24 protein-coding genes are annotated in these 25597 nt (G+C 51.8%); 7 read left to right on the top strand and 17 right to left on the bottom strand.

Translation table 11 applies throughout. The features are described 5' to 3' along the window. Positions 1-2: 2 nt before the first annotated feature. The 9 genes from G4551_RS06500 to allA form a co-directional block, all read right to left on the bottom strand. Entirely contained in the window at positions 3-1301 is a 1299-nt protein-coding gene (locus G4551_RS06500) for a uracil/xanthine transporter (RefSeq protein WP_032941214.1), read from the bottom strand. A gap of 58 nt (positions 1302-1359) precedes the next feature. Continuing rightward, positions 1360-2721, bottom strand: coding sequence for an allantoinase AllB (gene allB, locus G4551_RS06495; protein WP_003835771.1), 1362 nt, complete (start codon positions 2719-2721; stop codon positions 1360-1362). A 72-nt stretch (positions 2722-2793) separates the two neighbouring features. Continuing rightward, positions 2794-4254: an allantoin transporter gene (locus G4551_RS06490; protein ID WP_003835772.1), complete on the bottom strand. Its 1461-nt coding sequence runs from the start codon at positions 4252-4254 to the stop codon at positions 2794-2796. A gap of 97 nt (positions 4255-4351) precedes the next feature. Beyond that, positions 4352-5602: an MFS transporter gene (locus G4551_RS06485; protein WP_003835773.1), complete on the bottom strand. Its 1251-nt coding sequence runs from the start codon at positions 5600-5602 to the stop codon at positions 4352-4354. A gap of 68 nt (positions 5603-5670) precedes the next feature. Beyond that, entirely contained in the window at positions 5671-6549 is an 879-nt protein-coding gene (glxR, locus tag G4551_RS06480; RefSeq protein ID WP_003835774.1) for a 2-hydroxy-3-oxopropionate reductase, read from the bottom strand. A 100-nt stretch (positions 6550-6649) separates the two neighbouring features. Further along, the gene (gene hyi / locus G4551_RS06475) at positions 6650-7426 is read right to left on the bottom strand and encodes a hydroxypyruvate isomerase (RefSeq protein ID WP_003835775.1); all 777 of its coding nucleotides are present in this window, start codon (positions 7424-7426) and stop codon (positions 6650-6652) included. A gap of 12 nt (positions 7427-7438) precedes the next feature. Continuing rightward, the gene (gene gcl / locus G4551_RS06470; RefSeq protein ID WP_003835776.1) at positions 7439-9220 is read right to left on the bottom strand and encodes a glyoxylate carboligase; all 1782 of its coding nucleotides are present in this window, start codon (positions 9218-9220) and stop codon (positions 7439-7441) included. Positions 9221-9304: 84 nt separating this feature from the next. Further along, positions 9305-10156 carry an HTH-type transcriptional repressor AllR gene (allR, locus tag G4551_RS06465; protein WP_042269079.1) on the bottom strand — a complete coding sequence of 284 codons (852 nt, stop codon included), beginning with the start codon at positions 10154-10156 and terminating at the stop codon, positions 9305-9307. Positions 10157-10201: 45 nt separating this feature from the next. Continuing rightward, a complete protein-coding gene (gene allA / locus G4551_RS06460) occupies positions 10202-10684 on the bottom strand; it encodes an ureidoglycolate lyase (protein ID WP_003835778.1) in 483 nt (160 codons plus the stop codon). 227 nt (positions 10685-10911) lie between these two features. On the opposite strand from allA, the gene allS reads away from it, so the two are divergent. Further along, positions 10912-11838: an HTH-type transcriptional activator AllS gene (gene allS, locus G4551_RS06455; protein WP_003835779.1), complete on the top strand. Its 927-nt coding sequence runs from the start codon at positions 10912-10914 to the stop codon at positions 11836-11838. 69 nt (positions 11839-11907) lie between these two features. Beyond that, positions 11908-13002, top strand: coding sequence for a tRNA 2-selenouridine(34) synthase MnmH (mnmH, locus tag G4551_RS06450; protein ID WP_003835781.1), 1095 nt, complete (start codon positions 11908-11910; stop codon positions 13000-13002). Here mnmH and G4551_RS06445 read toward each other — a convergent pair whose 3' ends face one another. From G4551_RS06445 to ybbA, 6 genes are all read right to left on the bottom strand, one after another. Beyond that, the gene (locus G4551_RS06445; RefSeq protein ID WP_003021866.1) at positions 13003-13662 is read right to left on the bottom strand and encodes a methionine ABC transporter permease; all 660 of its coding nucleotides are present in this window, start codon (positions 13660-13662) and stop codon (positions 13003-13005) included. Continuing rightward, positions 13655-14671, bottom strand: a complete 1017-nt coding sequence (sfbB, locus tag G4551_RS06440) for a virulence-associated ABC transporter ATP-binding protein SfbB (RefSeq protein WP_003835783.1) — start codon at positions 14669-14671, stop codon at positions 13655-13657. Before sfbB ends, G4551_RS06445 begins: the two co-directional genes overlap by 8 nt. 63 nt (positions 14672-14734) lie before the next feature. Further along, positions 14735-15565 (bottom strand): MetQ/NlpA family ABC transporter substrate-binding protein, encoded by an 831-nt coding sequence (locus G4551_RS06435; RefSeq protein WP_003835785.1) that lies wholly within the window; start codon positions 15563-15565, stop codon positions 14735-14737. A 275-nt stretch (positions 15566-15840) separates the two neighbouring features. Beyond that, positions 15841-16974 carry a porin gene (locus G4551_RS06430; RefSeq protein ID WP_003021860.1) on the bottom strand — a complete coding sequence of 378 codons (1134 nt, stop codon included), beginning with the start codon at positions 16972-16974 and terminating at the stop codon, positions 15841-15843. Between the two features lie 188 nt (positions 16975-17162). Further along, positions 17163-19577: a putative ABC transporter permease subunit YbbP gene (ybbP, locus tag G4551_RS06425; protein ID WP_003835788.1), complete on the bottom strand. Its 2415-nt coding sequence runs from the start codon at positions 19575-19577 to the stop codon at positions 17163-17165. Next, on the bottom strand, positions 19574-20260 hold the full coding sequence (gene ybbA, locus G4551_RS06420; protein ID WP_003021853.1) for a putative ABC transporter ATP-binding protein YbbA: 687 nt from the start codon (positions 20258-20260) through the stop codon (positions 19574-19576). The genes ybbP and ybbA overlap by 4 nt, the downstream gene beginning before the upstream one ends. Here ybbA and tesA point away from each other — a divergent pair. Genes tesA through G4551_RS06405 form a run of 3 tightly spaced genes read left to right on the top strand, consistent with a single transcriptional unit; the run spans position 20228 to position 22566 of the window. Further along, positions 20228-20854 carry a multifunctional acyl-CoA thioesterase I/protease I/lysophospholipase L1 gene (gene tesA, locus G4551_RS06415; RefSeq protein WP_003021850.1) on the top strand — a complete coding sequence of 209 codons (627 nt, stop codon included), beginning with the start codon at positions 20228-20230 and terminating at the stop codon, positions 20852-20854. The two genes, ybbA and tesA, sit on opposite strands and share 33 nt — an antisense overlap. A gap of 28 nt (positions 20855-20882) precedes the next feature. Continuing rightward, the gene (locus G4551_RS06410) at positions 20883-21653 is read left to right on the top strand and encodes an SDR family oxidoreductase (RefSeq protein ID WP_003835790.1); all 771 of its coding nucleotides are present in this window, start codon (positions 20883-20885) and stop codon (positions 21651-21653) included. 58 nt (positions 21654-21711) lie between these two features. Then, on the top strand, positions 21712-22566 hold the full coding sequence (locus G4551_RS06405; protein WP_003835793.1) for a co-chaperone YbbN: 855 nt from the start codon (positions 21712-21714) through the stop codon (positions 22564-22566). A 78-nt stretch (positions 22567-22644) separates the two neighbouring features. Here G4551_RS06405 and fetB read toward each other — a convergent pair whose 3' ends face one another. Then, the gene (gene fetB, locus G4551_RS06400) at positions 22645-23424 is read right to left on the bottom strand and encodes an iron efflux ABC transporter permease subunit FetB (protein ID WP_003835795.1); all 780 of its coding nucleotides are present in this window, start codon (positions 23422-23424) and stop codon (positions 22645-22647) included. Then, positions 23411-24088 carry an iron efflux ABC transporter ATP-binding subunit FetA gene (gene fetA, locus G4551_RS06395; RefSeq protein ID WP_003835797.1) on the bottom strand — a complete coding sequence of 226 codons (678 nt, stop codon included), beginning with the start codon at positions 24086-24088 and terminating at the stop codon, positions 23411-23413. Before fetA ends, fetB begins: the two co-directional genes overlap by 14 nt. 134 nt (positions 24089-24222) lie before the next feature. Between fetA and G4551_RS06390 the strand changes: the two genes are divergently transcribed. Next, a complete protein-coding gene (locus G4551_RS06390) occupies positions 24223-25140 on the top strand; it encodes an SPFH domain-containing protein (RefSeq protein WP_003021835.1) in 918 nt (305 codons plus the stop codon). Continuing rightward, positions 25137-25595 (top strand): NfeD family protein, encoded by a 459-nt coding sequence (locus G4551_RS06385; RefSeq protein ID WP_003021832.1) that lies wholly within the window; start codon positions 25137-25139, stop codon positions 25593-25595. Before G4551_RS06390 ends, G4551_RS06385 begins: the two co-directional genes overlap by 4 nt. The last annotated feature ends 2 nt before the right edge of the window (positions 25596-25597 follow it).

The raw sequence follows: 25597 nt of genomic DNA, 5'->3' as shown, positions 1-25597 counted from the left end.
TGTTATTTAATGCGTTCCCATGGAATGAGATTTTCCATAAGCACCGCCAGTAAAATTCCCACCAACAAACCATTGCTCAGTAATGGCCGAATCGTCAGCGGAAGATCTTGTAAATAAACTGGAGGCAACCCCATCAAAAAAATGCCGACAAATAGCGGGAGCGCCAGTCGATAAATATTGCGTGCGGTAAATGTGATTTGTTGGCTAAAAACCAGGCCGGAATAGAGTAGCGGAAGATAAGAAACCAGCATCACGGCACTGCTGATCGCCAGCGGAATAGCGCAAAATAAGCGGGTTAACGGCGTCACTATCGCCACGAATAAACATAATACACTGCCGCAAATAAATGATTTTCGCGAGCTGTCGCCGGTCTGTGTTAACAAGCCAATAGAAGAGACAAAAGGTGAAAATGGAATAACGGCAAAAGGGACTGTCACCAACGTCATAAAACCGGAAATAATAAAACTGCGGCGATAACGCGAACTGCTGGAGCCTTGCTGCGCATAAAAGACGTCCGTGCCGCGCACTGCCCCATAGGTATTACTGACATTCACCAGACCAGTGATCACGGCCGTCAAAATAATGCCCGGTAACAGTTTGCCGTGGCTACCTAGTGGAAACCATTGCCAACTTGAATCACCAGCCGGCAAGGTCATTGATGGAAAACACAATCGCCAAAGCCCCCATCCCACTATCGCCCCCACCAACAGGGCATAGCGCGAGATCCGCTGTGGTAAAAAGATGATCATCGCAAGGATGAAGCACATCACGGCAACGGCCAGACTAAAGGGAGCCAGTTGAATTTTGACGCTGGTATCCGCAATACCAAAGGGCAATCCCAACATGCCCTTAAAAAAGATGGTGGTCAGCTGCGCACCGAGCAGCAGCATAAAAAAAACCATCACTGTTGGGGTAAAAAACCGGGCTAATCGATGCCCTAAGCCGCTAAAGCCGATAATCATCGTCAGTACAGCGGAAATCACAATGCCAACGGACAGGCTGGTAGCAATATCATTGAGCGGTGTCCCACGTGATGCCTCAGCCAGGGTAATCGTCAGAATGGTTCCCCACCATAAACCGGTGGGCCCTTCCATAATGGCGCGGCGGTGGCCACAAATTACCTGCGCCAGACAGGCCAGCGACGTTGTTAAAAAAGCGTACTGCGTGAGCATTAGCAGATTGCTGACAGGAAGACGAAAAGCAGAAACCAGCGTTGGCGGGACCACGACCGTGTTACAAAAAATAAAGAAAAACCACTGAAAGCCGGACAACAAACTTTCGCGGTTAATAACAGGAAGCATATTCATACCTTAAAATAGAGAATGCCCGCCAACATGACGGGCATTAATTCACATCACATTATTGTTGATGTTTAAGGATAAATTGACCTTTAGGCGATACCGGGAAACCCTGCTCAATGTCATAAATAACATCACCACGCAGAATGGTTTTCGTAATGCGCGCGCCAATTGTACGGCCTACATACGGGCTGACTTTATGGCGATATTCCAGGTCTTCGTTCTTCAGAACGTATTTGCTGTCAGGTTGAATAAAGACGAAGTCGGCGTCTTTACCCGGGGCGATACGTCCCTTCTGCTTCAGACCAAAAATATCGGCGGCATTGGTTGCCATCAATTTCGCGAACAGCGGCAACGACATACCGCGTTTTTGCACGGCTTCATCAAACATAACGTCCATGCAGTTCTGCAGTCCGGCGATGCCGCCCCACGCCTGCATGATATTGCCGGCCTTCATTTCCGGCGGGCATGGAGAGTGGTCGGAAACCAGGCAGTCAATTTCACCGTTAAACAGCTTTTCCCACATACCTTGCTGATTTTGCAGATCGCGGATCGGTGGAGAACATTTCGCCAGGGTGCCAATCTCTTCAAACTGATCGGTATCCAGCACGAAATAATGCGGGCAAGATTCGCAGGTCACATCTTGACCTTCCTGACGGGCGCGGGTTACTTCTTCCACGCCTTCCGGACTGCTGATATGGCAGACATGCAGGCGACAACCAGCAACTTTCGCCAGATACAGTACGCGACGAATCGCTTCCACTTCGGTAAACACCGGGCGTGAGGCCACATAGTCATGCGCCGTGACGCGACCTTCGCGTTTAGCTTCCTCGCCAAGCTCGTCACAGATGAGCGCGTTTTCGCAATGCACCAGTACCGTCTGATTCATTTCCGCCAGCTTCTGCGCGCCTTTGTAGAACTGCCAGTCGTTCACGTCGCGGAAATCATTATCGATACCACGGTCACCGCAGGTGGCAACAAAACATTTAAAACCAACGACACCGACGTCATCCAGTTCGTGCAAACGATCGAGGTTGTAAGAAACCAGACCGCCAAGCTGCGCGGCATCAATGGTCAACTTGCCTTTGGCCGCATCAAATTTCAGTTCGATGGTTTCACGATCCACCGTTGCTGGCAGCTGGTTGAGGGGCATTTCGATCATCGTGGTGATACCGCCTTTTGCCGCGGCACGCGTCCCCGTCTCATACCCTTCCCAATGGGTACGACCTGGCTCAGAGATATGGGTATGCGCATCAACCATGCCGGGTGAAACCACCAGACCCGTCGCATCCATAACCTGCTTCGCCTCCCCCAGATTCTCGCCAATGGCGGCGATTTTTCCAGCCTGGACGGCAATATCAACAATGCGAGCTTCATTTTCTAAAATAACAGTACCGTTCTTAATAATTAAATCAAAAGACATAACGAACTCCTTGTATGGATACAGATAATTTTTATAAATAACTCACGCTTAAATAAGCGCTTACTGATTTCATCACATCTGCCCTGTGGCTTTTTGCGCTCCGGCTGATTCAGCAACCGTTCTTTTCTTCAGCAAGGCATAGGCGATAAATGCGACAATAACGCCAACAAACCACGACACTCGCGATAACGGTTCGAGGAGAGGAATAAATTTACCCCCCAGTGAAAGAATGACTGCCACTAACGTTACGGAGAAGGCGGTCAGATTAAATCCGTTTTCATAATATTGGTAATCACCGCTGGCGGTATATAATTCATCAAGATTAATTTTACCGCGCATCACGACAAAATAATGCGCTAACATAACGCCAATAACGGGACCAAGCATCCCACCAATGATATCCAGAAACAGATAAATACTGCTCTGATTTTCCATTAACTTCCACGGGCAAATCAGCAAACTAATAATACTGGCAATCAATACACCATTTTTATACGTTAATTTAGTAGGTGCAATAGCGGCAATCTGATAACCAGCCGGAATAATATTACCAGTGGCATTCGTAGAGATTGTCGTCATCAAAATAACCAGTACCGCAAAAAACGAAGCAAATAAGCTGTCCCAACGCTGGACGATATCCAGAACATTCCACGTATCCATGCCATAATGAATGCTGGCTCCGGCGATAATACACACGCTGGCAATGGCAAATAGCACGTATGCGACAATTAGCCCCAGCGTCTGACCCAACGCTTGTTCACGAAATGAGTGGGCATTTTGCGTGAAGTCGGATGCGCTCACCGCCGGAGCGGCCCATACTGCAACGACTGCATTAATCACTACCAGGAACAGGAATCCGCTGTTGCCCGCCTTTTGTACACCACCAGGAATGTAGTCCAGAATCGGTCCAATTCCTACCAGTGATATCGCCCAGATAGCCATCCCGCCGAATACAATATAAATACAGGGGTTGAGGATTGCGGTAAATTTATTTAATACCTTACCACCACCAAAACCAATACCGACGTTAATGAGCCAAAAAATAAGAAATGTTATCAGCCCCGGCAGAGAAAGTCCCAATAAGGTAAAGTCACCGCCCAACGTTAAAAACCCTGGCCATATCTTGCCAATCAAAATAAGAAAGGCCAGCGATCCGGCGTAACACTGTAGACCGAACCACATGATTGCGGCAATCCCCCCTCTTAATAATCCTGGGAATAGCGCTCCACGGACACCATACGAGCCCCGCAAAATCATGGCAAAAGGTACGCCGTATTTACTTCCGGCTGCACCGTTCATTACCATAACTAACGCAATAAACAATGCACTAATAATAATAGCCAGCATAATGCTGAATGTAGAAAGCCCAAGAATAAAGAATCCGCCAACCATAACGTAATTAGGTACGTTATGCACAGAACCCATCCATAATGTAAAATAGTTGAATGTTTTCCAGTTTCGTTGCTCGGCCGTTTTTGGTAATAAATCGTCACTATAACCACGTTGTTGGTATAGATCTCTTTGATGTTCCATAAATCCCTCTTGTCACGTATCGGATAACGTTGTAATGGGTTTAGCTATGCGGAACAAAAACAATAAAGAAATAAGTTAAATAGTTTTAATTATGTTTTTATGCTGAAGCAATGACTGTCGTTGCTTTCTTTTTATATAACGTAACAGCCGCAAAAATAAGCGTTCCGGTAACAACCAGACAAGCGGAGATCACAAAGCTTATTTCTTTAGAACCAGTCAAATCAGAAATAAATCCGGTTAATGTTGGCGCAATAACCGCTGAGCTCATGCCAAAGAAGTTAAACAGGCTAAATGCTCTGCCCAACGTTTTTGACGACGCTTGCTCAGAAACAAAGGAGATCAGAATCGGATCGACCGCCATTTTGCCCAGTAAACCGTACAGAGTCAGGCTGACCATCAGCATAGTGGTATTCGGCGATAGCACCGTAAATACCAGCATTGCGGCGGCCATAATTTCCAGACCAAGAATGACTTTGACTTTGCTGTTGCGAAACTTATCGGACAGATGACTAAAGAACAATGCGCCCGGGACACCCACCACGGCGACTAGCGCCGAGGCCACCCCAATTGCGCCGCCATCAAATCCTCTTTCGGTCTGCAGATAAGACGGAAGCCAGGTCACGATCAGGTAATAGCCATAGCAGGTACAGAAGTAGAGGAAGTACACGCTACATAACAGACCTGAAAACAGCGGCGGACTCTTTTCTTCTGACGCCGTTACCGTTTGAATTTTCTGGTCTGCAGCAGGTACTTCATTTTTTACCTTACCACGGATAACCAGAGTGAATACGCACAGCATCACCACCAGAATAGCAGCAACCAGGAACAACACATTTTGCCAGGCCATGCTCATGCTTTTTACCAGCACGCTGGAACCGATTAACCCGATTCCCATCCCAATTGCTGAGCCGCTATTAATAATGGCGTTAGCCAGTGCCCGACGAGCCTGTGGGACATTTGCCGAAGAGAGTGAATACGCAGAACTAAAGAACGAGGCGCAGCCCGCGCCCGCCATTAGCGAACCCGCATAAATCATCACCAGCCCAGTGGCTTTTGCAATACTCAGCGTACCAATAATAAACAGCGTAAACCCACACATCAGCATAATTTTCTGGCCAAACTTATCAACCAGAATTCCACAGGGAATTTGCATACTGCAATAGGCGAAGAAATAGAAACTGGCGATAGCACCTATTTCAGCATTGCTGACATTGCCCAGCGATGCCTGGATCTCAGGATAAATAGGCGTGAGCACGGTGCGATATATCCATATTGCCACCCAGCCCAGACTCATTACGACGACAATCTTCTTCCAGTATTCAATACCGGATGTTTTCTTTTCACTCATGACATGCACCTTTCCAAAGTGTGTCTGATTAAAATGTATCGCTGCAGTAATTGCAGCGATACCAATGATCATGACAATTTATGATTTGCCATTAATTCCAACGCCTGAACCATAGCCGAGTGATCCAACTGGCTCCCTCCATTCGCGGCACAGGTATTAAATAACTCCTGACAGGTTGCCGTATTAGGCAAATTCAATGACAGTGCCTTGGCGCTTTGTAATGCAAGATTGAGATCTTTTTGATGCAATGCAATTTTGAAACCAGGCTCAAATGTGCGCTTGATCATCCGCTCGCCATGAACCTCCAGAATACGGGAAGAGGCAAATCCGCCCATTAATGCCTGACGTACACGAACAGGATCCGCGCCAGCTTTCGAAGCAAAGACTAATGCCTCTGAAACCGCTTCAATATTTAAGGCAACGATAATTTGGTTTGCCACCTTACAGGTTTGACCATCACCATTACCGCCGACCAGCGTGATGTTTTTACCCAAAATATCAAACAGCGGTTTGACCCGTGCAAATACATCTGGCTCACCGCCAACCATAATGGACAAGGTACCTTCGCGAGCGCCAATTTCCCCGCCAGAGACGGGCGCATCGAGATAATCCCCGCCCAATTCATTAACCTGTTTCGCAAAACGTTTAGTTTCGATAGGAGAGATAGAACTCATATCGACAATGGTTTTTCCCTGCAATACGGTTTTGGCACAACCCTGTTCGCCAAAAAGCACTTCTTCTACCTGCGGCGTGTCAGGAACCATTATGAATATGATGTCTGCAAAATCAGTTACCTGACGCGCAGTTTCAACATTAACGGCCCCCAATGACAGCAATTCGTCCGCAACCGGACCAATGGTCGTGACATGTAATTGATGTCCGGCGCGAGCCAGATTGACAGCCATTGGCGAACCCATAATACCCAGGCCAATAAATCCCAGTTTCATTTTTAACCTCTTATATTTCTGTCGGTTTTGCCGAATTCAGGCAACACCATCCCCTTCCAGCAAAGTGGAAAAAATGGCGATGCCTGAAATTCCTTACAAATTATCGATATTGATTAATCCACGATAATCCCGCTTCGGTGGTGGTCAGTGGTTTATATTCACAGCCAACCCATCCGTCATAACCTGATTTATCGATAAACTTAAAAATAAAGTCATAATTAATTTCACCGGTCCCCGGCTCTCCGCGACGAGGGTTATCGGCAATTTGCAAATGACCTATTTTATTTGCCCATGTGGTCATGGTCTGGGTTAATTCCCCTTCCATACGCTGCATATGGTAAATATCGTACTGTATCTTGATATTATTGCTACCGACGCTATCGATTAAAGCCAGCGCCTGCTGGGTCCCGGTGAGATGAAATCCAGGAATATCAAAATGGTTGATCGGCTCAATCAGCAATAAAATATCTTCTTTCGCCAACATATTTGCCGCATAGCGCAGGTTTTCCACCAGCGTCTGCTGGATCTGTTCGGCAGAAAAACCCGCAGGTGTTTTACCCACCAGGCAATTGATCTTCTTATTACCGAGCCCTTTCGCATAGCGAACAGCTGCCGCGACACCATCGCGAAATTCTTCTTCGCGACCCGGAATACAGGCGATACCGCGTTCACCCGCTGCCCAGTCTCCTGCCGGGAGATTGTGCAGCGTATGCTCCAGCTGATTGGTCTGCAGTTTTTCCTTTAATACATCAATGTCGTAATCGTAGGGAAACATAAACTCTACGCCACGAAACCCCGATTGTGCCGCTTTATCGAAGCGTTCAAGAAAACTGTATTCCAGAAACAGCATGGAAAGATTGGCTGAGAAACGTAACATCTGTCACCCCTTCTATTCGTATTTCATAAAACAGGTTTCGGTTGGCGCATCCATCGCACCGTCGGCAATCTCTTCAAACTCGGTGACATTATCCAGCTCGCTGCCCATAGAGATGTTGGTCACGCGCTCAAGGATCACTTCGACCACAACCGGCACGCGGTACTGCGCCATCAGTGCTTTGGCTTGTTCAAAAGCCGGAGCAAGATCTTCAGGTTTAAATACGCGGATGGCTTTACAGCCGAGTCCTTCTGCCACTTTGACGTGATCGACGCCATAGCCGTTTACTTCGCTGGAGTTAATGTTTTCGAACGCCAGTTGGACGCAGTAATCCATATCAAAAGCGCGTTGCGACTGGCGAATCAGGCCGAGATAGGCGTTGTTGACCAGTACATGGATGTAAGGAATGTTGAACTGCGCGCCCACCGCCAACTCTTCGATCAGAAACTGGAAGTCAAAATCACCGGAAATCCCAACAACATTACGCGCCGGATCGGCCACACAAACCCCTAATGCCGCCGGCAGCGTCCAGCCCAGTGGGCCTGCCTGACCACAGTTGATCCAGTGACGATCTTTAAATACGTGCAGCATTTGCGCGGCGGCAATTTGCGATAAGCCAATAGTCGTGACGTAGCAGACATCACGGCCAAAGGCTTTATTCATCTCTTCATACACACGCTGCGGTTTAACCGGGACATTGTCGAAGTGGGTTTTACGCAGGAGCGTCCGCTTACGCTGCTGACATTCATCAACCCAGGTATTCCGGCAAGGTAAACGGCCGGCTTTTTGCATCTCCAGAGCAACGTCAATCAACAAAGTCAGCGCGGCTTTGGCATCCGAAACGATACCTAAATCCGGACACAGGACGCGGCCAATTTGCGTCGGCTCAATATCGATGTGAATGATCTTGCGACCTTCGGTATATTTCGCGACGGAGCCGGTGTGTCGGTTAGCAAAACGGTTACCAATACCGAACACCATATCGGAGGCCAGCAGCGTGGCGTTGCCGTAACGATGCGCCGTTTGCAACCCCACCATTCCGGCCATTAACTCATGATCGTCCGGGATGCATCCCCAGCCCATCAGCGTAGGAATTACCGGTACGTGGGTTAATTCAGCAAAGCGTTGCAGCAGTTCGCTGGCATCAGCATTAATCACCCCGCCCCCAGCCACGATGACCGGGCGCTCAGCCTGAATCAGCATCTCCAGCGCTTTCTCAATCTGTTTGCGGCTGGCCGCAGGCTTGTAGACGGGCAGCGGTTCATACATGTCTGGATCGAATTCGATTTCTTCAACCTGAATATCAAAAGGCAAATCGATCAATACCGGACCAGGACGACCAGAGCGCATGACATGAAATGCCTGCTGCAAAACCCGGGGAAGCAGCGCGGCTTCACGCACCGTTACCGCCATTTTACTGACCGGTTTGGCAATAGATTCAATATCAACAGCCTGAAAATCTTCCTTATGCAGGCGAGCGCGAGGCGCCTGGCCGGTGATGCATAAAATAGGAATAGAATCGGCAGAAGCGGAATACAGCGCAGTGATCATGTCAGTGCCTGCCGGGCCAGAGGTGCCAAGGCAGACGCCAATGTTTCCTGCCGTCGCACGCGTATAGCCTTCCGCCATATGGGAAGCGCCTTCAACGTGACGAGCCAGAATGTGACGGATGCCTCCGTGCTTACGCATTGCGGAATAGAACGGGTTAATTGCCGCCCCCGGAACCCCAAATGCGGTGGTGATGCCTTCTTTTTCCAGCACATACATTGCCGCGTCAACGGCTCTCATTTTTGCCATTTTCTTTCTACCTCTATTTATTGGAAAAATTTTCCAACTTTGAAAAAATCCAAAAAAGTCCCGCTCCTCTGAGCGGGTTGCGACTTAAGCTACGGGGGCTTTTAAACCCAGCGCCGTACTGATATCTCGTGCAGTATCCCGTACCAGCTCCCCCTGACTGATAAAACGATCTTCTGTCAGTCTGGATGCGGGCCCCGAAATAGAGATGGCAGCAACGACACTGCCTGCATCGTCATAGATAGCTGATGCGATGCAATTCAAACCAATAACATGCTCTTCGTGATCGACGATATAACCATTGTCACGCGCCAGTTCCAGATTGCGCAGCAGAGTAGGAAAATCCACCAACGTGTTCGGCGTAAACTGCTGTAACCCCGTTTTCACGACGATGTCCATTAACTCTTCTTCCATCAACGGATAAAGCAGCGCTTTTCCCGCACCGGAAGCATGTAACGGCATACGACTGCCTAAAGGTGCGCACATTCTGACCATCGATTTGCACTCCTTCTGACCAATCAACACCGCTTCGGTGCCATTGCGAATCGCGACATTAACCGTTTCGCCTGACAGCAGCATTAATCGGTGCATAAACGGTCCGGCTACCGACAGGACGTCGCGATTATGAATATACGCGGAGCCCACGTTAAATACGCCTAAACCGATGTGCCACCAGCCTAACTGGCTGTCCTGATAGACAAAATCAGCACCCTGTAAAACCTTCAACAAGCGAAAGGTCGTAGAGAGCGGCAAATCCAGACTGGCGGAAATATCGCTCACTGACGAACTGCCTCCACTTCTTTCGAGGTACTGCAAAATCGCAATGCCTCTCTCAAGCGCCTGAGCGCCTTTCTGCGCAACCGGCTCCGCCTGTCCAGGCCTGCCGCGCCGTCTTACTTCCGTCTCCACTACGTTTACTCCGGCCCAAAATATGAGCATAAACAATGAACAATATGCGCATATTAAGCAAGAAGGCCGAAAGCGTCACGCAAAACAGAGCTCATGCGTCGGGATACTTTCAACATCACAATTATCGCTGCCACCGCGATCGACCGTCAGAAAATCGGTGACGGTTTGCCAGGCAAACAGCGGGTGATGCCAGACATTTCGATGATAATTCACGCCTTGTTGGCCATTGGTGATAAAGGCTTTTAAGGTGGAAAGGTCAGGTTTGTCCTCACCGAGTGCGACAATCACCACAAACGCTTCGCCATTCATTGGCATAAATGCCTGGGTGCCTAACGGGTGGCGCTCCAGCTCATGCACAACAATTGGCATTGCTGCCGGTTGCGCGCGATTGATACTGATGAGGGTGCGATCCTGATTAAGGATCTCCACATTGGCCAGATCGTGATAACGCTCAACAAGCCCATCATTGATATGAAAAAAATCACGTTTATGCGTCTCAATGACATCACCATAGGCGCTGAACGTGTGCTGATTTAACGGTAAGACCTCAAGTTTCATCATTATTTCCTTGTAACTGAATTCCGTTGAACCGCGACCAGAACACATAGCGGCTTCAATACCATGCAATCTAAAACCTTCGTGATTTAACATCAACACAAAAATTGGAAAAATTTTCCAAAACTAGATTTAGACCACAATTTGAACAAGGCCATTATGCAAAAATACTTATAAATCAGAGAAAAAGAAATCATGCTTGTAGAAGATCATTAAGGGAGTAGCTGACGATGTTTGACCCGGAAACACTGCGTACCTTTATCGGCGTCGCCGAAACGGGGAGTTTCTCCAGGGCGGCGGAGCGCTTGTGTAAAACCACGGCCACGATCAGCTATCGTATTAAGCTTCTGGAAGAAAACACCGGTGTCGCGCTGTTTTTTCGTACAACCCGAAGCGTGACGTTAACCGCCGCAGGGTCTCACCTTCTTTCACAGGCAAAAGACTGGCTCGCCTGGCTGGACAGCATGCCCAGCGAATTGCAGCAAGTGAACGACGGCGTAGAGCGCCAGGTGAATATTGTGGTTAACAACCTACTGTACAGCCCTGAAGCCGTCGCTCGTCTGTTATCCTGGCTTAACGCGCGCTATCCCTTTACTCAGTTTCACTTTTCCCGGCAAATTTATATGGGCGTGTGGGATTCACTCTTGTATGAAGGATTCTCGTTGGCTATCGGCGTTACCGGCACGGAACCGATGGCCAACACCTTTACCCTCGATCCTTTGGGTTCTGTTCAGTGGCGATTTGTTATGTCAGCAGATCATCCGCTGGCAGACGCGAGCGGTCCATTAACAGAAGCCCAACTGCGCCGTTTTCCGGCGATTAACATTGAGGACAGCGCGCGGACGCTGAGCAAACGTGTCGCGTGGCGCCTTCCCGGTCAAAAAGAGATCATCGTACCGGACATGGAAACCAAGCTCGCAGCGCATCTTGCAGGAGTGGGCATTGGATTCGTTCCGCAACCGATATGCCAACCTTTACTGGATAGCGGGCATCTGGTCAGCAATATCATCCCCACTATGCGTCCTCCTTCCCCCTTAAGCCTTGCCTGGCATAAGTTCGGCGCGGGTAAGGCCGTTGAAGATATCGTGACGCTGTTTACCCAGCGAAAGCCTGAAATTGCCGGGTTTTTAGCAATTTTCAACAACTCACGCGATTGAAAATCAAGTCATCCTCTCATTTGACGCGTAAAATGGTACGCAGGATGATTTGAGGTTTCGTTTTTTACTATGCAAGACACACAAACAGTACAGGACTATCGCGCAATTCTGCTCGCTGGTACGCCTTTAATCGATGTACGCGCCCCCGTCGAATTTCAGCAGGGCGCCATGCCGGGCGCAATAAACCTTCCCTTAATGAACGATGACGAACGTGCTGCCGTGGGTACCTGTTACAAACGTCAGGGGCCTGAGGCCGCCCTCGCGCTCGGCCATCAACTGGTCTGTGGCGAGACTCGCCAGCAACGCATGAAGGCCTGGCTGAATGCCTGTCGTCAAAATCCTGCGGGCTACTTATGCTGCGCGCGCGGCGGCCAGCGTTCGCACATTGTGCAGCAATGGCTGCACGAGTCCGGTACTGACTACCCGCTAATACAAGGCGGTTATAAAGCATTGCGTCAGGCGGCGATTCAACTGACTGAAGAGCTGGTACAAAAACCGATCGTCTTAATAGGCGGCTGTACCGGGAACGGTAAAACGCAGCTAGTGCAACAGCAGCCAAACGGTGTGGATCTCGAAGGTCTGGCGCACCATCGCGGTTCCTCGTTTGGTCGCACCGTTGAGCCGCAGCTGAGCCAGGCAAGCTTTGAAAACCTGCTGGCGGTCGAAATGCTGAAAACCGACAGCCGTCAGGATCTGCGTCTGTGGGTACTTGAAGACGAAGGCCGCATGATCGGCGCTAATCATCTGCCCGAATGTTTGCGCGAACGCATGAGCCAGGCTGCTATTGCGGTGGTGGACGATCCTTTTGAGCTACGGCTGGAGCGACTGCGCGAAGAGTATTTTGTGCGCATGCACCACGATTTCACTCACGCTTATGGCGAGAGTCAGGGCTGGCAGGAGTACAGCGAGTATCTGCACCACGGTCTGTTTGCTATCCGCCGTCGTCTGGGTTTGCAACGTTTTGCCGAGCTGACCACCCTGCTCGACGTGGCTCTGCGCGAACAGCAGGCAACGGGCAGCACCGACGCGCATATGGGCTGGCTGGTGCCGTTGCTCAACGAGTATTACGACCCGATGTATCGCTATCAGCTGGAAAAGAAAGCCGCGAAAATCGTCTTTCGCGGCTCATGGCAGGAGGTGGCTGACTGGCTTAGCGTACAGTAATCAATGTCTGTCGCGCTTGTCTGCGCGTTTCGCCAACCAGTCGCCCAGCACCTGAACGACCTGCACCAGAATAATCAGCGCCACCACGGTGACGATCATGACCTGGGTTTCGTAGCGGTAATAACCAAAGCGAATCGCCAGGTCGCCGACTCCACCGCCGCCAACGATACCGGCCATTGCGGAGTAACCGATCAGACTCACCAGCGTTATCGTCAGCCCACGCAGCAGACCCGCGCTCGCCTCCGGTAACAGAACGGTGCAGATGATGCGCATCGGGCTGGCGCCAAACGCTTCCGCCGCCTCGATAATGCCTTTATCGACTTCACGTAGCGCGCTATCAACCAGACGGGCATAGAAAGCAATTGCTGCTACCGAAAGTGGGACCGATGCCGCGATGGGTCCAATGGTATTGCCGAGCAAAAACTGGGTTAGCGGCAACAACAGAACCAGCAGGATCACAAACGGCACCGAGCGGATAATATTCACCAGCACGGAGCTGAGCAGATACACAAAACGGTTCTGCCAGAATAAATGCCGGTCGGTAACGAAAATAAGAAAACCGAGCGGCAGACCGCCAATAATCGCCAACAGCGTAGAGATGCTCAGCATCTGGAAGGTTTCATTAAACGCCAGCGTCAAATCAGGCAATAAATCATCCACGAATCACCTCCACCTGTGCAGTACGTTGACGAATATGTTCCACGGCGACATCCACCGCAGAAGGGTTATGCGGCGCGGTCAGTTGCACCACCAGAATCCCCAGCGCACGTTCGCCGATATATTCAATTTTGCCGTGCAGAATGTTCACCGCCACGCCAAATTTAACCGCCACTTCTGACAACACCGGCTGTTCTGCCGAATCGCCGATAAAAAGAATTTTCAGCAACTGGCCGGGCAGATGCTGGCGCAGACGCTCAGGTAGCGTCAGATTGAGGGTATGCGACACCAGTTGCTGAGTGAAAGCGTGCTGCGGGTGAGCAAAAACATCAAACACCTCACCAGACTCCACCACCTTGCCACCGGACATCACCGCCACGCGATCGCAAATCGATTTGATTACGTTCATCTCATGGGTGATCAGCACGATCGTGATCCCCAACTGTTGGTTGATCTGCTTAAGCAACGCCAGAATCGTGGCCGAGGTTTCGAGATCCAGCGCGGAAGTGGGTTCATCACACAGCAGCACATCCGGGTGATTGGCAATTGCGCGGGCAATACCCACACGCTGCTTTTGCCCACCGCTGAGCTGAACCGGAAAGCGGTTCGCCTTGTCTGACAGCCCCACCAGCGACAGAATTTCGCTCACGCGCGGGCCAATTTTACTGCGTTCCCATCCGGCAGCCTTCAGGCTAAAGGCGACGTTTTGCGCCACGGTACGGGTATGCATCAGATTAAAATGTTGAAAAATCATCCCGATACGCTGACGGGCTTTACGTAGATGCGCGCCTTCCAGTGCGGAAATTTCTACGCCGTTCACCTTAACGCTTCCCTGGCTCGGACGCGTTAAGGCGTTCAGGGTGCGCAGCAGCGTACTTTTTCCCGCGCCGCTGGTCCCGACAATGCCAAATATCTCACCTGCGCCAATGCGCAAGCTAACGTCATCAACCGCCCGGGTTGATGCTCCACGGCCTGCGCTAAAATCCACGCAAACTTTCTCAATCTCAATCATAGCCACCTCAGAAATGCGAAAAGGGCAGTCATCGCTGCCCCTGTTAACCCTTGTGCGCAGCGATTATTGGGCTACCGACATCCATTCCGGTTTCTGGAAGGCGCTGTAGATATTTTGCGGATCGTCGATCACCGCACGATACGCCGGAGATTTCACCGCCTCGACAATATCTTTCGCAAATGGTTTATCCGCATCTTCACTGCGTACCGCGATGATATTTTTCAGATTTTCGTCCAGGTGTTCCTGCTTGATGGCGCTGGCGAGATCCAGTTTTGCCGCTACGGCAAAGTTGCCGTTGACCAGCGCACCGGTCACACCGTCCAGCGTACGCGGCAGCTGTGCCGCTTCCAGCGGTTTAAACACCAGCCCTTTCGGGTTGCTGGCAATATCGCGCTCGGAGGCTTTAGTTGGATCGATGTTATCTTTGATGGTGATAAGGCCAATAGACTGCAGGAAACGCAGACCGCGAGCCAGGTTGGTGGGATCGTTGGAAAGCGTGATCACATCCCCTTTTTTCAATTCATCCAGGCTTTTGATTTTATGTGAGTAAAAACCCATCCCGGCCGTCGGGACCACAATCAGCTTGCTCAGTTTCAGGCCTTTATCGGCGGTGAATTTGTCAAAGTAGAGTGAATGCTGGAACAGGTTAGCATCGATGCTGCCATTGGAGAGCGCCATGTTAGGCTGCACGTAGTCGCTGAATTCGCGTACTACTACCTTATAGCCTTTCTCTTTCAGCGTAGGGGCAATGGCTTGTTTTACCATATCGCCGTACGGCCCAGGTGCGACGCCAAATACGATGGTGTGCGGATCACTGTTCGCATGAGCAAATTGTAATCCACAGGCCAGTAACAGCGCCCCGGTCGCGACGCGTAAACTCTGACGCAATCCCATAATCTCTCCATTTTAACGTTGTGGTGTCATGTCTCACGCCGTTCTTGCGGCGTTGTTCTTGTTGGCCTGTTAACAGGCTGATTGTTAACATGACACAGATCACAACCTGCTGTCCTTGAAATTATTTCATGATGTTGCAGAGTGTGTTTTTAAATGTGAGAAGGCATGAAAAAGCCGGATGTCGGCACAAGTGCCTTATCCGGCCTACAAATAACGCGATCCCCCTGCTCTCGTAGGCCCGATAAGCGCAAGCGCATCGGGCGGCAGGCGTTCGATTAGAAGTCGTAACGCAGACGCACCAGGTTCATGTCGCCCAGATTGTCGGTGCTGGAGGTGAAGACGTGTTCGTAATCCACACGGAAACCGTAATCCAGCTGGAAGCTGATACCCACACCGTTGTCGGTACGCAGGTAGTTACGGCCATTCACGTATTCAATACGATCGCCCATAAAGTATGGCTGCACGGATTTCAGCGCATACTGGCCAACCGGGAAGGTATATCCCGCAAAGTATTCCAGACCCCAGGCGTCACCGGCAAAATAGTCATTAACAGAGACTTTTTTGGTTGTCATGAAGTTTTGATACCAACCGCCGCCCAGCGAGAAAGTCCAGTTGTCCGGTTTCCAGCTCAGCGCAGTACCGACGATGTTTTGATCGTAGGTTTTGCTGGTGTTGCCACGCATTTCCGCGCGGGTGTAGTTCCACGCCGTACCCCAGGTCAGGTCATCGGTGATGTGATAATCCACACCCAGGGAGCCGCCGCCTTTACGTTTGTAGCGCAAACCGTTGTTCGGGTTGTAGTCATCGCTGAACAGATAAGACGCGTAAAGATCAACATCGCCTACCGTATTTTTATACTTCAGTGACTTACGTGTACGATAGGAACCGTCGTAGTCGCCATTGATACCGTTACCTGGCGCCTGGCCGATCATGTCGTAGTCCCAGATATCCGTTTTCGCGCCCACCACATCATAGTAAATGCTGTTCTGTTGACCGAAGGTCAGCGTACCCCAGGTCGCGCTCTTCAGACCGGTGTACAGCATACGACGCGTAGTATCGTTGGCGCCGTTAGCATAGTGATTGTCCCAGTTGAACATCGCCGGGAAGTTAACGCCCAGCTCGTAATAGCTCACCCAACTGATGTCATCAAACAGATAGTAGTCAGCAGCGAAGCGGAAACGCGTTCCACCGTCGAAGCCATTACGTTTGTAGCCATTCTTACCATCGTCACCGGCCATATTCTGGAACTGCGGACGAATACTCCCGCCGACGGTGAAATTAAGACGGCTCAGCGGGTTGCCCGCCTGCGGATCTTGTTTCAGGACCGTGATTTCCGCCTGGGAGGCGAAAGTCGTTAATGCCACTGCTGCGCCGATCGATACCGCCAGCGCCGTTTTTTTTATAGTCATTATTTGTACCTTGATAGATAGCCTGCCAATTATTCAGCATACAAATATTAACGTTTATTAATACACTAGTGTTGTCGGGTTTTTATTGTTCTGTGCTGTTAAATATCAATGAGTTATCATTTTGTGCTACATAGATAAAAAAAAGCACCGATTTAAAAAAACCGGTGCGTAATCATCACGAATATGAATTAACTGCTGAACTGACGGAACAGCGCTTTGCCTTTAAAAAGACGTGAACCGAGCCATCCGCCACAGAGAGAGAGCAGCAATGCCCCACAAAGCGGCAACACAACCCACAGCCGCCAGTCTGGCTCCCAGGGGAAATCAAACACGCGGGTTTGCAGCACCGCCAGCGCAGTTTCCGCCCCGATGGCCGCCACCAGTCCGGCGACCATCCCGAGCATGGCGAACTCGCACCACAGCGTGGTACGCAGCAGCTTCTTGCCCGCGCCCAGCGTGCGCCAGACCACCAGTTCCTGATGACGCTGACGCATCCCGACCTGCACCTGCGCCAATAGCAGCAACATACCGCAAGCGGTGACCAGCACTACCATCACCTCCAGCGCGCGGCTCACCTGCTCCAGCACCTGACTCACCTGTTTGAGAATAGCGCCAATATCCAGCAGGCTGATAGTCGGGAATTCGCGGTTAAGCTGCGTCAGCATGCCGTTGCCGTTCTCCCAGCGAAAGCTGGTTAACCAGCTTTGTGGCTGAGCATCCAGCGCGCCGGAAGGGAAGATAAAGAAAAAGTTTGGTCGCAGGCTTTCCCAGTCCACTTTGCGCAGACTGCTGACCGTGGCGCTGAAATCCTGGGTATCCCCCATAAAGGTCACCCGATCGCCAAGCTTAACGTTCAGCCGTTTCGTCAGCCCCTCTTCCATCGACACTTCGCCCGCTTTTGGCGGCCAGCTCCCGGCAACGATCGGGTTATGATCCGGGCGGGTATCCTGCCAGGTCAGATTAAGCTCGCGGTTCAGCGCTTCATCCTGATTGCCTTCGGTCGATTTCTCATTGATCGCCGTCAGACGCGCCCGCACTATCGGGTAGAACGACTCAGGGATCACCTGATGCTCAGCAAGGAAAACCTTCAGCGGAGCCACCTGCTCGGTGGCAATGTTGATCAGAAAATAGTTTGGACTTTCCGGCGGCATTTGCTGCTGCCAGCGATCGAGGAGATCGCCGCGCAGCACCAGCAACAGCGCCAGCAGCATAAAGGACAGCGAAAATGCCGACAGCTGGCTCAGCGTTGACCACGGCTGGCGCAACAGCCGGCTGACCGCCAAACGCAGCGGCAGCGAGGTCAGCGTCAGACCACGCAGCAGGTTAAGCAACATCCAGCCCAACACGCCGCACAGCAGCGCCAGCACCACCGCCCCGGCCAGTACCGCCCACAGCAGCATACTTCCGCCCATCAATCCGGCCAGCAGCGCAACCACAACTATCGTTGCTACGGGCAGATAGACCTTAAGCGGCCAGACGTTTGCCACCACGTCGCGACGCAGTACCCGCAGCGGCTGCGTCGCCAGCAGCAAGCGATAAGGGCGTAGCCCCACCAGCAGAGAAATGACGGTCATCGTACCGAGTGCCCACAGCCACGGCCACAGGCTGGCGGGCGGCAGCTCACCGGGCAGAACTGGCTTCAGTAATACAACCAGCACCCGCTCAAATAACAGCCCGAACAGCCCGCCGGTCACGCCAGAAAGCGTCAGCACCATCAGCCACTGGCCGATAATCAGCTTGCGCAGTTGCGCCCTGCCCGCGCCGAGCGTTTTTAATATCGCCACCAAATCGTAACGACTGCGACAGTAATGATTCATCGCCACGGCAACGGCAGCAACCGCCAGCAGTAGCGTTAACAGTGCCGACAGCAGCAGGAACTGTTGCGAACGCTCCAGTGATTTCCCCAACGCCCCTTCATCCTGCTCCAGCCCATACCAACGCTGTTCCGGCTTTAACTGCGGAAGCAGCCATTTTTCATAGGCTTCCAGTTGCTGTGGCGTACCGCCAAATTTATAGCGCCAGGTCACACGGCTTCCCGGCTGGACCGCCGCCGTTTTTTCGACATCCGCCATGTTCATCATCAGGCGCGGCGCTATCTGGAAGGGATTAAAACCGGAATCCGGTTCCTGCACCACTTCTCCGGCGATGCGCAGGGTGGCATCGCCAACGTCGATGGAATCACCGATTTTTAAGTTGAGTAGCGCCATCAGACGCGGGGCCAACAGCACTGAGCCCGGCTGCGGTTTCAGCCCCGGCGGATTGGTTTGCAGCGTGCCGTACATCGGATACACATCATCCACTGCTTTGACGTTCGCCAGTTGCGGCGTATCCCGGGCAAAGGTCATGGTGGCAAAGGTGAGCTGTTCACCCACCTTCAGACCACGCTGTCGCGCCTCGTCAATCCACGCTTTCGGTACGGCGCGCGAACTTTGCAGCGACCGATCGCCCGCCATAAACTCACGACTTTGCTGGCTCAACCCTTTTTCCATGCGATCGCTGATATTGCCAAGCGCCAGTACACAGGCCACCGCCAGGCTTAACGCCAGCCAGACAATCAGTAATGAAGGCGAGCGCCATTCGCGCCAGAACCAGCGTGCAATCATGCCTCCTCCTGCAACTGTCCGTTCACCAGGCGTAAACGCCTATCGCAACGCGCCGCCAGCTGCGGGTCATGGGTCACCAGAATCAGGGTGGTACCGTGTTCCCGGTTCAGAGAAAACAGCAGGTCGGCGATTTTGTCTCCGGTCTGGCGGTCCAGATTGCCCGTTGGTTCATCGGCAAACAGCACGTCAGGGCGTCCGTTAAACGCCCGTGCCAGCGCTACGCGTTGCTGCTCCCCGCCGGAAAGCTGGGCCGGAAGATGATCAAGACGTTTTCCCAACCCCAGTTGCTCCAGCAGCGTTTTTGCCCCGTCACGACTTTTTCCGCTATTTTCGCCGCGTAGCAGCGCGGGTAGTTCGACGTTTTCCAGCGCGTTGAGGGTTGGAATTAACATGAATGACTGGAAGACAAAACCCACGTGCCGCGCCCGCAGCTGCGCCCGGGCTTCTTCGTCCATAGTGTGCAGCGCCTGCCCCACCAGGCTGACTTCACCGCTGGAGCCATCGTCCAGCCCGGCGAGGATCGCCAGCAGCGTGGATTTCCCCGATCCCGACTCGCCAATCAACGCAATGGTCTCGGCGCGTTTGACAACCAGTTCAACTCCGGTAAGGATGGATAGCTCTTGATCACCCTGACCGACGGATTTCTTAAGATGATGAACTTCAACAATGTTTTCCGCTGGCATTGGCCTTTCCTGTTCCTGGTCCTGTTAACTTTCCGCGCCGCCGCTGCGGACACGTTATTAATTCTGGGTGACAGCCTGAGCGCCGGATACCGTATGTCCGCCAGCGCCGCGTGGCCTGCGCTACTTAATGATAAATGGCAAACCAAAACGCCAGTGGTGAATGCCAGCATTAGCGGCGACACCTCGCAGCAAGGTCTGGCCCGTCTGCCTGCATTACTCAAGCAGCACCAGCCGCGCTGGGTGCTGGTCGAACTTGGCGGTAACGATGGCCTGCGCGGCTTTGCGCCTGCGCAAACCGAACAAACCCTGCGCACGATTCTGCAGGATGTGAAAGCGGCAAATGCCGAACCGCTGCTGATGCAAATTCGTCTGCCAGCAAACTATGGTCGCCGTTATAATGAAACCTTTAGCGCGATTTATCCAAAGCTCGCCAAAGAGTTTGATATTCCTCTGCTGCCATTTTTTATGGAAGAGGTTTATCTGAAACCCCAGTGGATGCAGGATGATGGTATTCATCCTAACCGTGACGCTCAGCCGTTTATTGCCGACTGGATGGCGCAACATCTCACCCCTCTAGTAAATCACGACTCATAAAACAACGGAGATCCTGACAGGTAAAGTTATGCAAAAATCGGTCTTAATAACAGGATGTTCCAGCGGAATCGGTCTGGAAAGCGCGCTTGAACTAAAGCGCCAGGGTTTTCAAATTCTGGCAGGCTGTCGCAAACCTGACGATGTCGCGCGTATGAACAGTATGGGATTCACTGGCGTATTGCTGGATCTGGATTCACCCGAAAGCGTGGATCGTGCCGCCGATGAAGTGATCGCCCTGACCGATAATCGTTTATATGGGATCTTTAACAACGCCGGATACGGTGTCTATGGTCCCCTGCCCACCATCAGCCGTGAACAGATGGAACAGCAATTTTCCGCCAACTTCTTTGGCGCACATCAGCTTACCATGCGCCTGTTGCCCGCTATGCTCCCTCACGGCGAAGGACGTATCGTGATGACTTCATCGGTGATGGGATTGATCTCAACGCCGGGACGCGGCGCCTATGCCGCCAGCAAATATGCGCTGGAAGCCTGGTCCGACGCGCTGCGTATGGAACTGCGCCACAGCGGCATTAAGGTCAGCCTGATTGAGCCCGGCCCCATCCGTACCCGCTTTACCGAAAACGTCAACCAGACCCAGAGCGATGCTCCCGTGGAAAACCCCGGCATTGCCGCGCGTTTTACGCTGGGACCAGAAGCGGTTGTCGCCAAAGTACGTCATGCATTTGAGAGCGATAAACCAAAGCTACGTTATCCGGTTACGCTGGTGACCTGGGCAGTGATGCTACTTAAACGCCTGTTGCCAGGCCGCATAATGGACAAAATTTTACAGGGTTGAGTTGAAGCACGCGCGTCAGCCCCCATGTAACAAGAAATCGACAAAAGAGAGTAACTCCATGTCCACACAGAATATTGTTAACATTAACGAATCGAACCTGCAGCAGACCCTTGAACAGTCGATGACCACGCCGGTCCTGTTCTATTTTTGGTCTGAGCGCAGCCAGCACTGCCTGCAATTGACGCCGGTACTGGAGAGCCTTGCCGCCCAGTACAACGGTCAGTTTATTCTCGCCAAGCTCGACTGCGACGCCGAGCAGATGATCGCTTCTCAGTTTGGCCTGCGCGCCATCCCTACGGTTTATATGTTTCAGAACGGTCAGCCAGTGGACGGATTCCAGGGCCCGCAGCCGGAAGAGGTTATCCGCGCACTGCTGGAAAAAGTGTTGCCGAGCGAAGAAGAGCTGAAAGCGCGTCAGGCTATCGAATTCATCGAAGCCGGTAATCACGCGGATGCACTGCCGCTGCTGAAAGAAGCCTGGCAGATCTCCAACCAGAGCAGCGAAATTGGCCTGCTGCTGGCGGAAACGCAAATCGCCCTCAATCGTTCTGACGATGCCGAAGCGGTGCTGAAAACCATTCCGTTGCAGGATCAGGATACCCGCTATCAGGGACTGGTGGCGCAGATAGAACTGCTGAAGCAGGCGGCGGATACGCCGGAAATCCAACAGCTGCAGCAGCAAGTCGCCAGCAATCCGCAGGATGCGGCGCTGGCAACTCAACTAGCCATCCAGTTACATCAGGTCGGACGTAACGAGGAATCACTGGAACTGCTGTTCAGCCACCTGAAGAAAGATCTCACTGCTGCCGACGGTCAGGCACGTAAGACCTTCCAGGAGATCCTTGCCGCACTCGGAACCGGCGATGCGCTGGCCTCAAAATACCGCCGCCAACTGTACGCACTGTTGTACTAATCCGTTTGATTTTGCCCGATGGCGCTTGCGCTTATCGGGCATACAAATTCTACCAATACCGATCCCTCCGGCATCACATCACGTCTTCTTCAAATGCGTTACGACTAATTGGTGGCGCGAATTATAGAACTTCCGATAAGTCAGGTAGCAGGCAATAATGGTCGACAGGCTGGCGGTAGAAAGCAGCATAAACGTCACCATAATCTGATACTTAATCGCTTTTACTGGATCAATACCCGCGAAGATCAACCCGGACATCATCCCCGGTAAACTCACCAGCCCTACCGTTTTTGCAGAGTCGATCGTTGGGATCAACGAGGCGCGAATGCTGTCGCGAATCAGCGGCGCAGAGGCCACTTTCGGCGTCGCGCCGAGGCTAAGTTTTTCCTGAATTTGCTGCTGTTCGCTGTTAAACCGCTGTCCCAGATTGTTGTAACACAGCCCCACTGCCACCATCGCATTGCCTGCAATCATGCCGGAGATCGGGATGACCTGCATCGGCGTGAACTCGATAGAGCCAGACAAAACCAGCACCGCCAGCGTTAGCCCCGCCCCCACCGTGATAGCGATAAACGACGAGAGGAAAGCTTTATCAATATATTTACTGCGCTTTTGTGCGTTATAAGCCGCGTTAAAGCAGATAAACAGCACCATCAGTAAGGTCAGAATACTGTGGTTAACGCCAAAAATATATTTCAGCACATAGCCGACGATAATCAGCTGAACCACTGCCCGGCAAACGCTCCAGAGAATATCTTTCTCCAGCGCCAGTTTTTCTTTGTGGCTAATCAGGATCGCCACCACCACCAGCATCATCGCTAATGCCAGGGACTCATTGGTAATATTATGCTCGTTCATTGCGTGCTTCCTGCATTTCTCCGGCGTGCGGTTGAAGGGTTATGACATTATCCGCATGCGTAATTTCATCTTTGTCGTGCGTCACCCACAGCACCGCAATATTCTTATCGCGAACATAGTGGTGAATTAATTCGTTCACATTACGTTTATTAGCCTCATCCAGCGCGCTGGTGATTTCATCAAGCAGCAGAATTTTGGGCAGAAACTGCAAATTACGAATTAGCGAGACGCGCTGCTTCTCGCCACCGGACAGCTCATTGATGCTTTTTCTGAGGATCGTCTCGGGGAGATCAAAACGGGCCAGATCGCTCAGAAACGCATCCGGCTCCGGACGTTTGTTACGGATTTGCCAGGGGAAAATGAGGTTGTCGTAAACGGTGTCACCAAACAAAGCAGGCGTTTGCGCACAATAGGAGACCTGCTGGCGATACGTTTCCGGCTTGAGGGTATTGATCTCCTTGCCTTCAAAGAGAATTTCACCGGCAGTCGGACTCATTAATGACGCCACAATCTTGAGTAACGTACTTTTCCCACAGCCGGACTGGCCGGTAATCAACTTAAATTCTCCGGCGCGGAGATCAAAACAGATGTTATTGAGAACCTGCGTCTCACCTGCCTGCCATGCGACATTTTTTAACTGAAGCAAAATACTGCTTTCTTCCATTACCCATTCCTTTTTTACATCTTTCGTGCAGACAGTCTATCCCTGTAATTTATTATAAGGGAGCCCACCTTGATAAATCGGGTATAATTTGATTAATGAGGCAGTAAAGGACAGCACAACAGGAGGTTTCATCAATGCTCATTTTTATTCCTATTCTTATTTTTGTCGCGCTGGTGATCGTCGGCGCTGGCGTCAAAATCGTCCCGCAGGGATATCAGTGGACGGTAGAGCGTTTTGGCCGTTACACCAAAACCCTGCAACCGGGTTTAAGCCTTGTTGTGCCGTTCATGGACCGCATTGGTCGTAAGATCAACATGATGGAACAGGTGCTTGATATCCCTTCTCAGGAAGTCATCTCCAAAGATAACGCCAACGTCGCAATTGATGCCGTGTGCTTTATTCAGGTGATCGACGCGCCGAAAGCGGCCTATGAAGTCAGCAACCTGGAACTGGCGATTATCAACCTGACCATGACCAACATTCGTACCGTTCTCGGTTCGATGGAACTCGATGAAATGCTTTCCCAACGCGACAACATCAACACGCGCCTGCTGCATATTGTTGATGAAGCCACGAATCCCTGGGGCATCAAAATCACCCGTATCGAGATCCGCGACGTGCGTCCTCCGGCAGAACTTATCGACGCGATGAACGCGCAGATGAAAGCCGAACGTACCAAGCGTGCCTACATTCTTGAGGCCGAGGGGATCCGTCAGGCAGAAATCGTCAAGGCCGAAGGTGAGAAACAGTCGAAGATCCTTAAAGCGGAAGGTGAACGCCAGTCCGCGTTTTTACAGGCTGAAGCGCGTGAACGTTCAGCAGAAGCCGAAGCTCGCGCAACGCAGATGGTGTCTGAGGCCATTGCTGCTGGGGATATTCAGGCAGTGAACTACTTCGTGGCACAGAAATACACCGAAGCGCTGCAGCATATCGGCTCGTCGAATAACAGCAAAGTGGTGATGATGCCGCTGGATGCCAGCAGCCTGATGGGCTCTATTGCCGGGATCGCCGAACTGGTTAAGGACAGCGCCAGCGAGCGGAAAAAATCATGATAGCGATGATTCTGGTGCACCCGCACATCTTCTGGCTCAGCCTCGGCGGTTTGCTACTCGCCGCCGAGATGCTGGGCGGCAACGGCTATCTGCTGTGGAGCGGCGTGGCAGCGGTGATTACCGGTCTGGTCGTCTGGCTCGTTCCGCTAGACTGGGCGTGGCAGGGGGCAATGTTCGCCGTCCTCACCCTGCTGGCGGCGTGGCTGTGGTGGAAATGGCTGGCAAGGCGCGTTCAGGAGCAGAAACCCGCCGACAGCCATCTTAACCAGCGCGGACAGCAGCTGGTTGGCCGACGATTTATTCTGGAAACCGCCCTGGTCAATGGTCGCGGACACATGCGCGTCGGCGATAGCTCATGGCCCGTTAGCGCCAGCGACGATTTGAGCGCCGGAACGCAGGTTGAAGTCATTGCCGTTGAAGGGATAACCCTGATTATTAAAGCGGTATCACACTAAAA

Source organism: Citrobacter freundii ATCC 8090 = MTCC 1658 = NBRC 12681 (assembly GCF_011064845.1).
GTDB classification, from domain to species: Bacteria; Pseudomonadota; Gammaproteobacteria; order Enterobacterales; family Enterobacteriaceae; genus Citrobacter; species Citrobacter freundii.
This window is presented reverse-complemented; position numbering and strand designations above follow the sequence as displayed.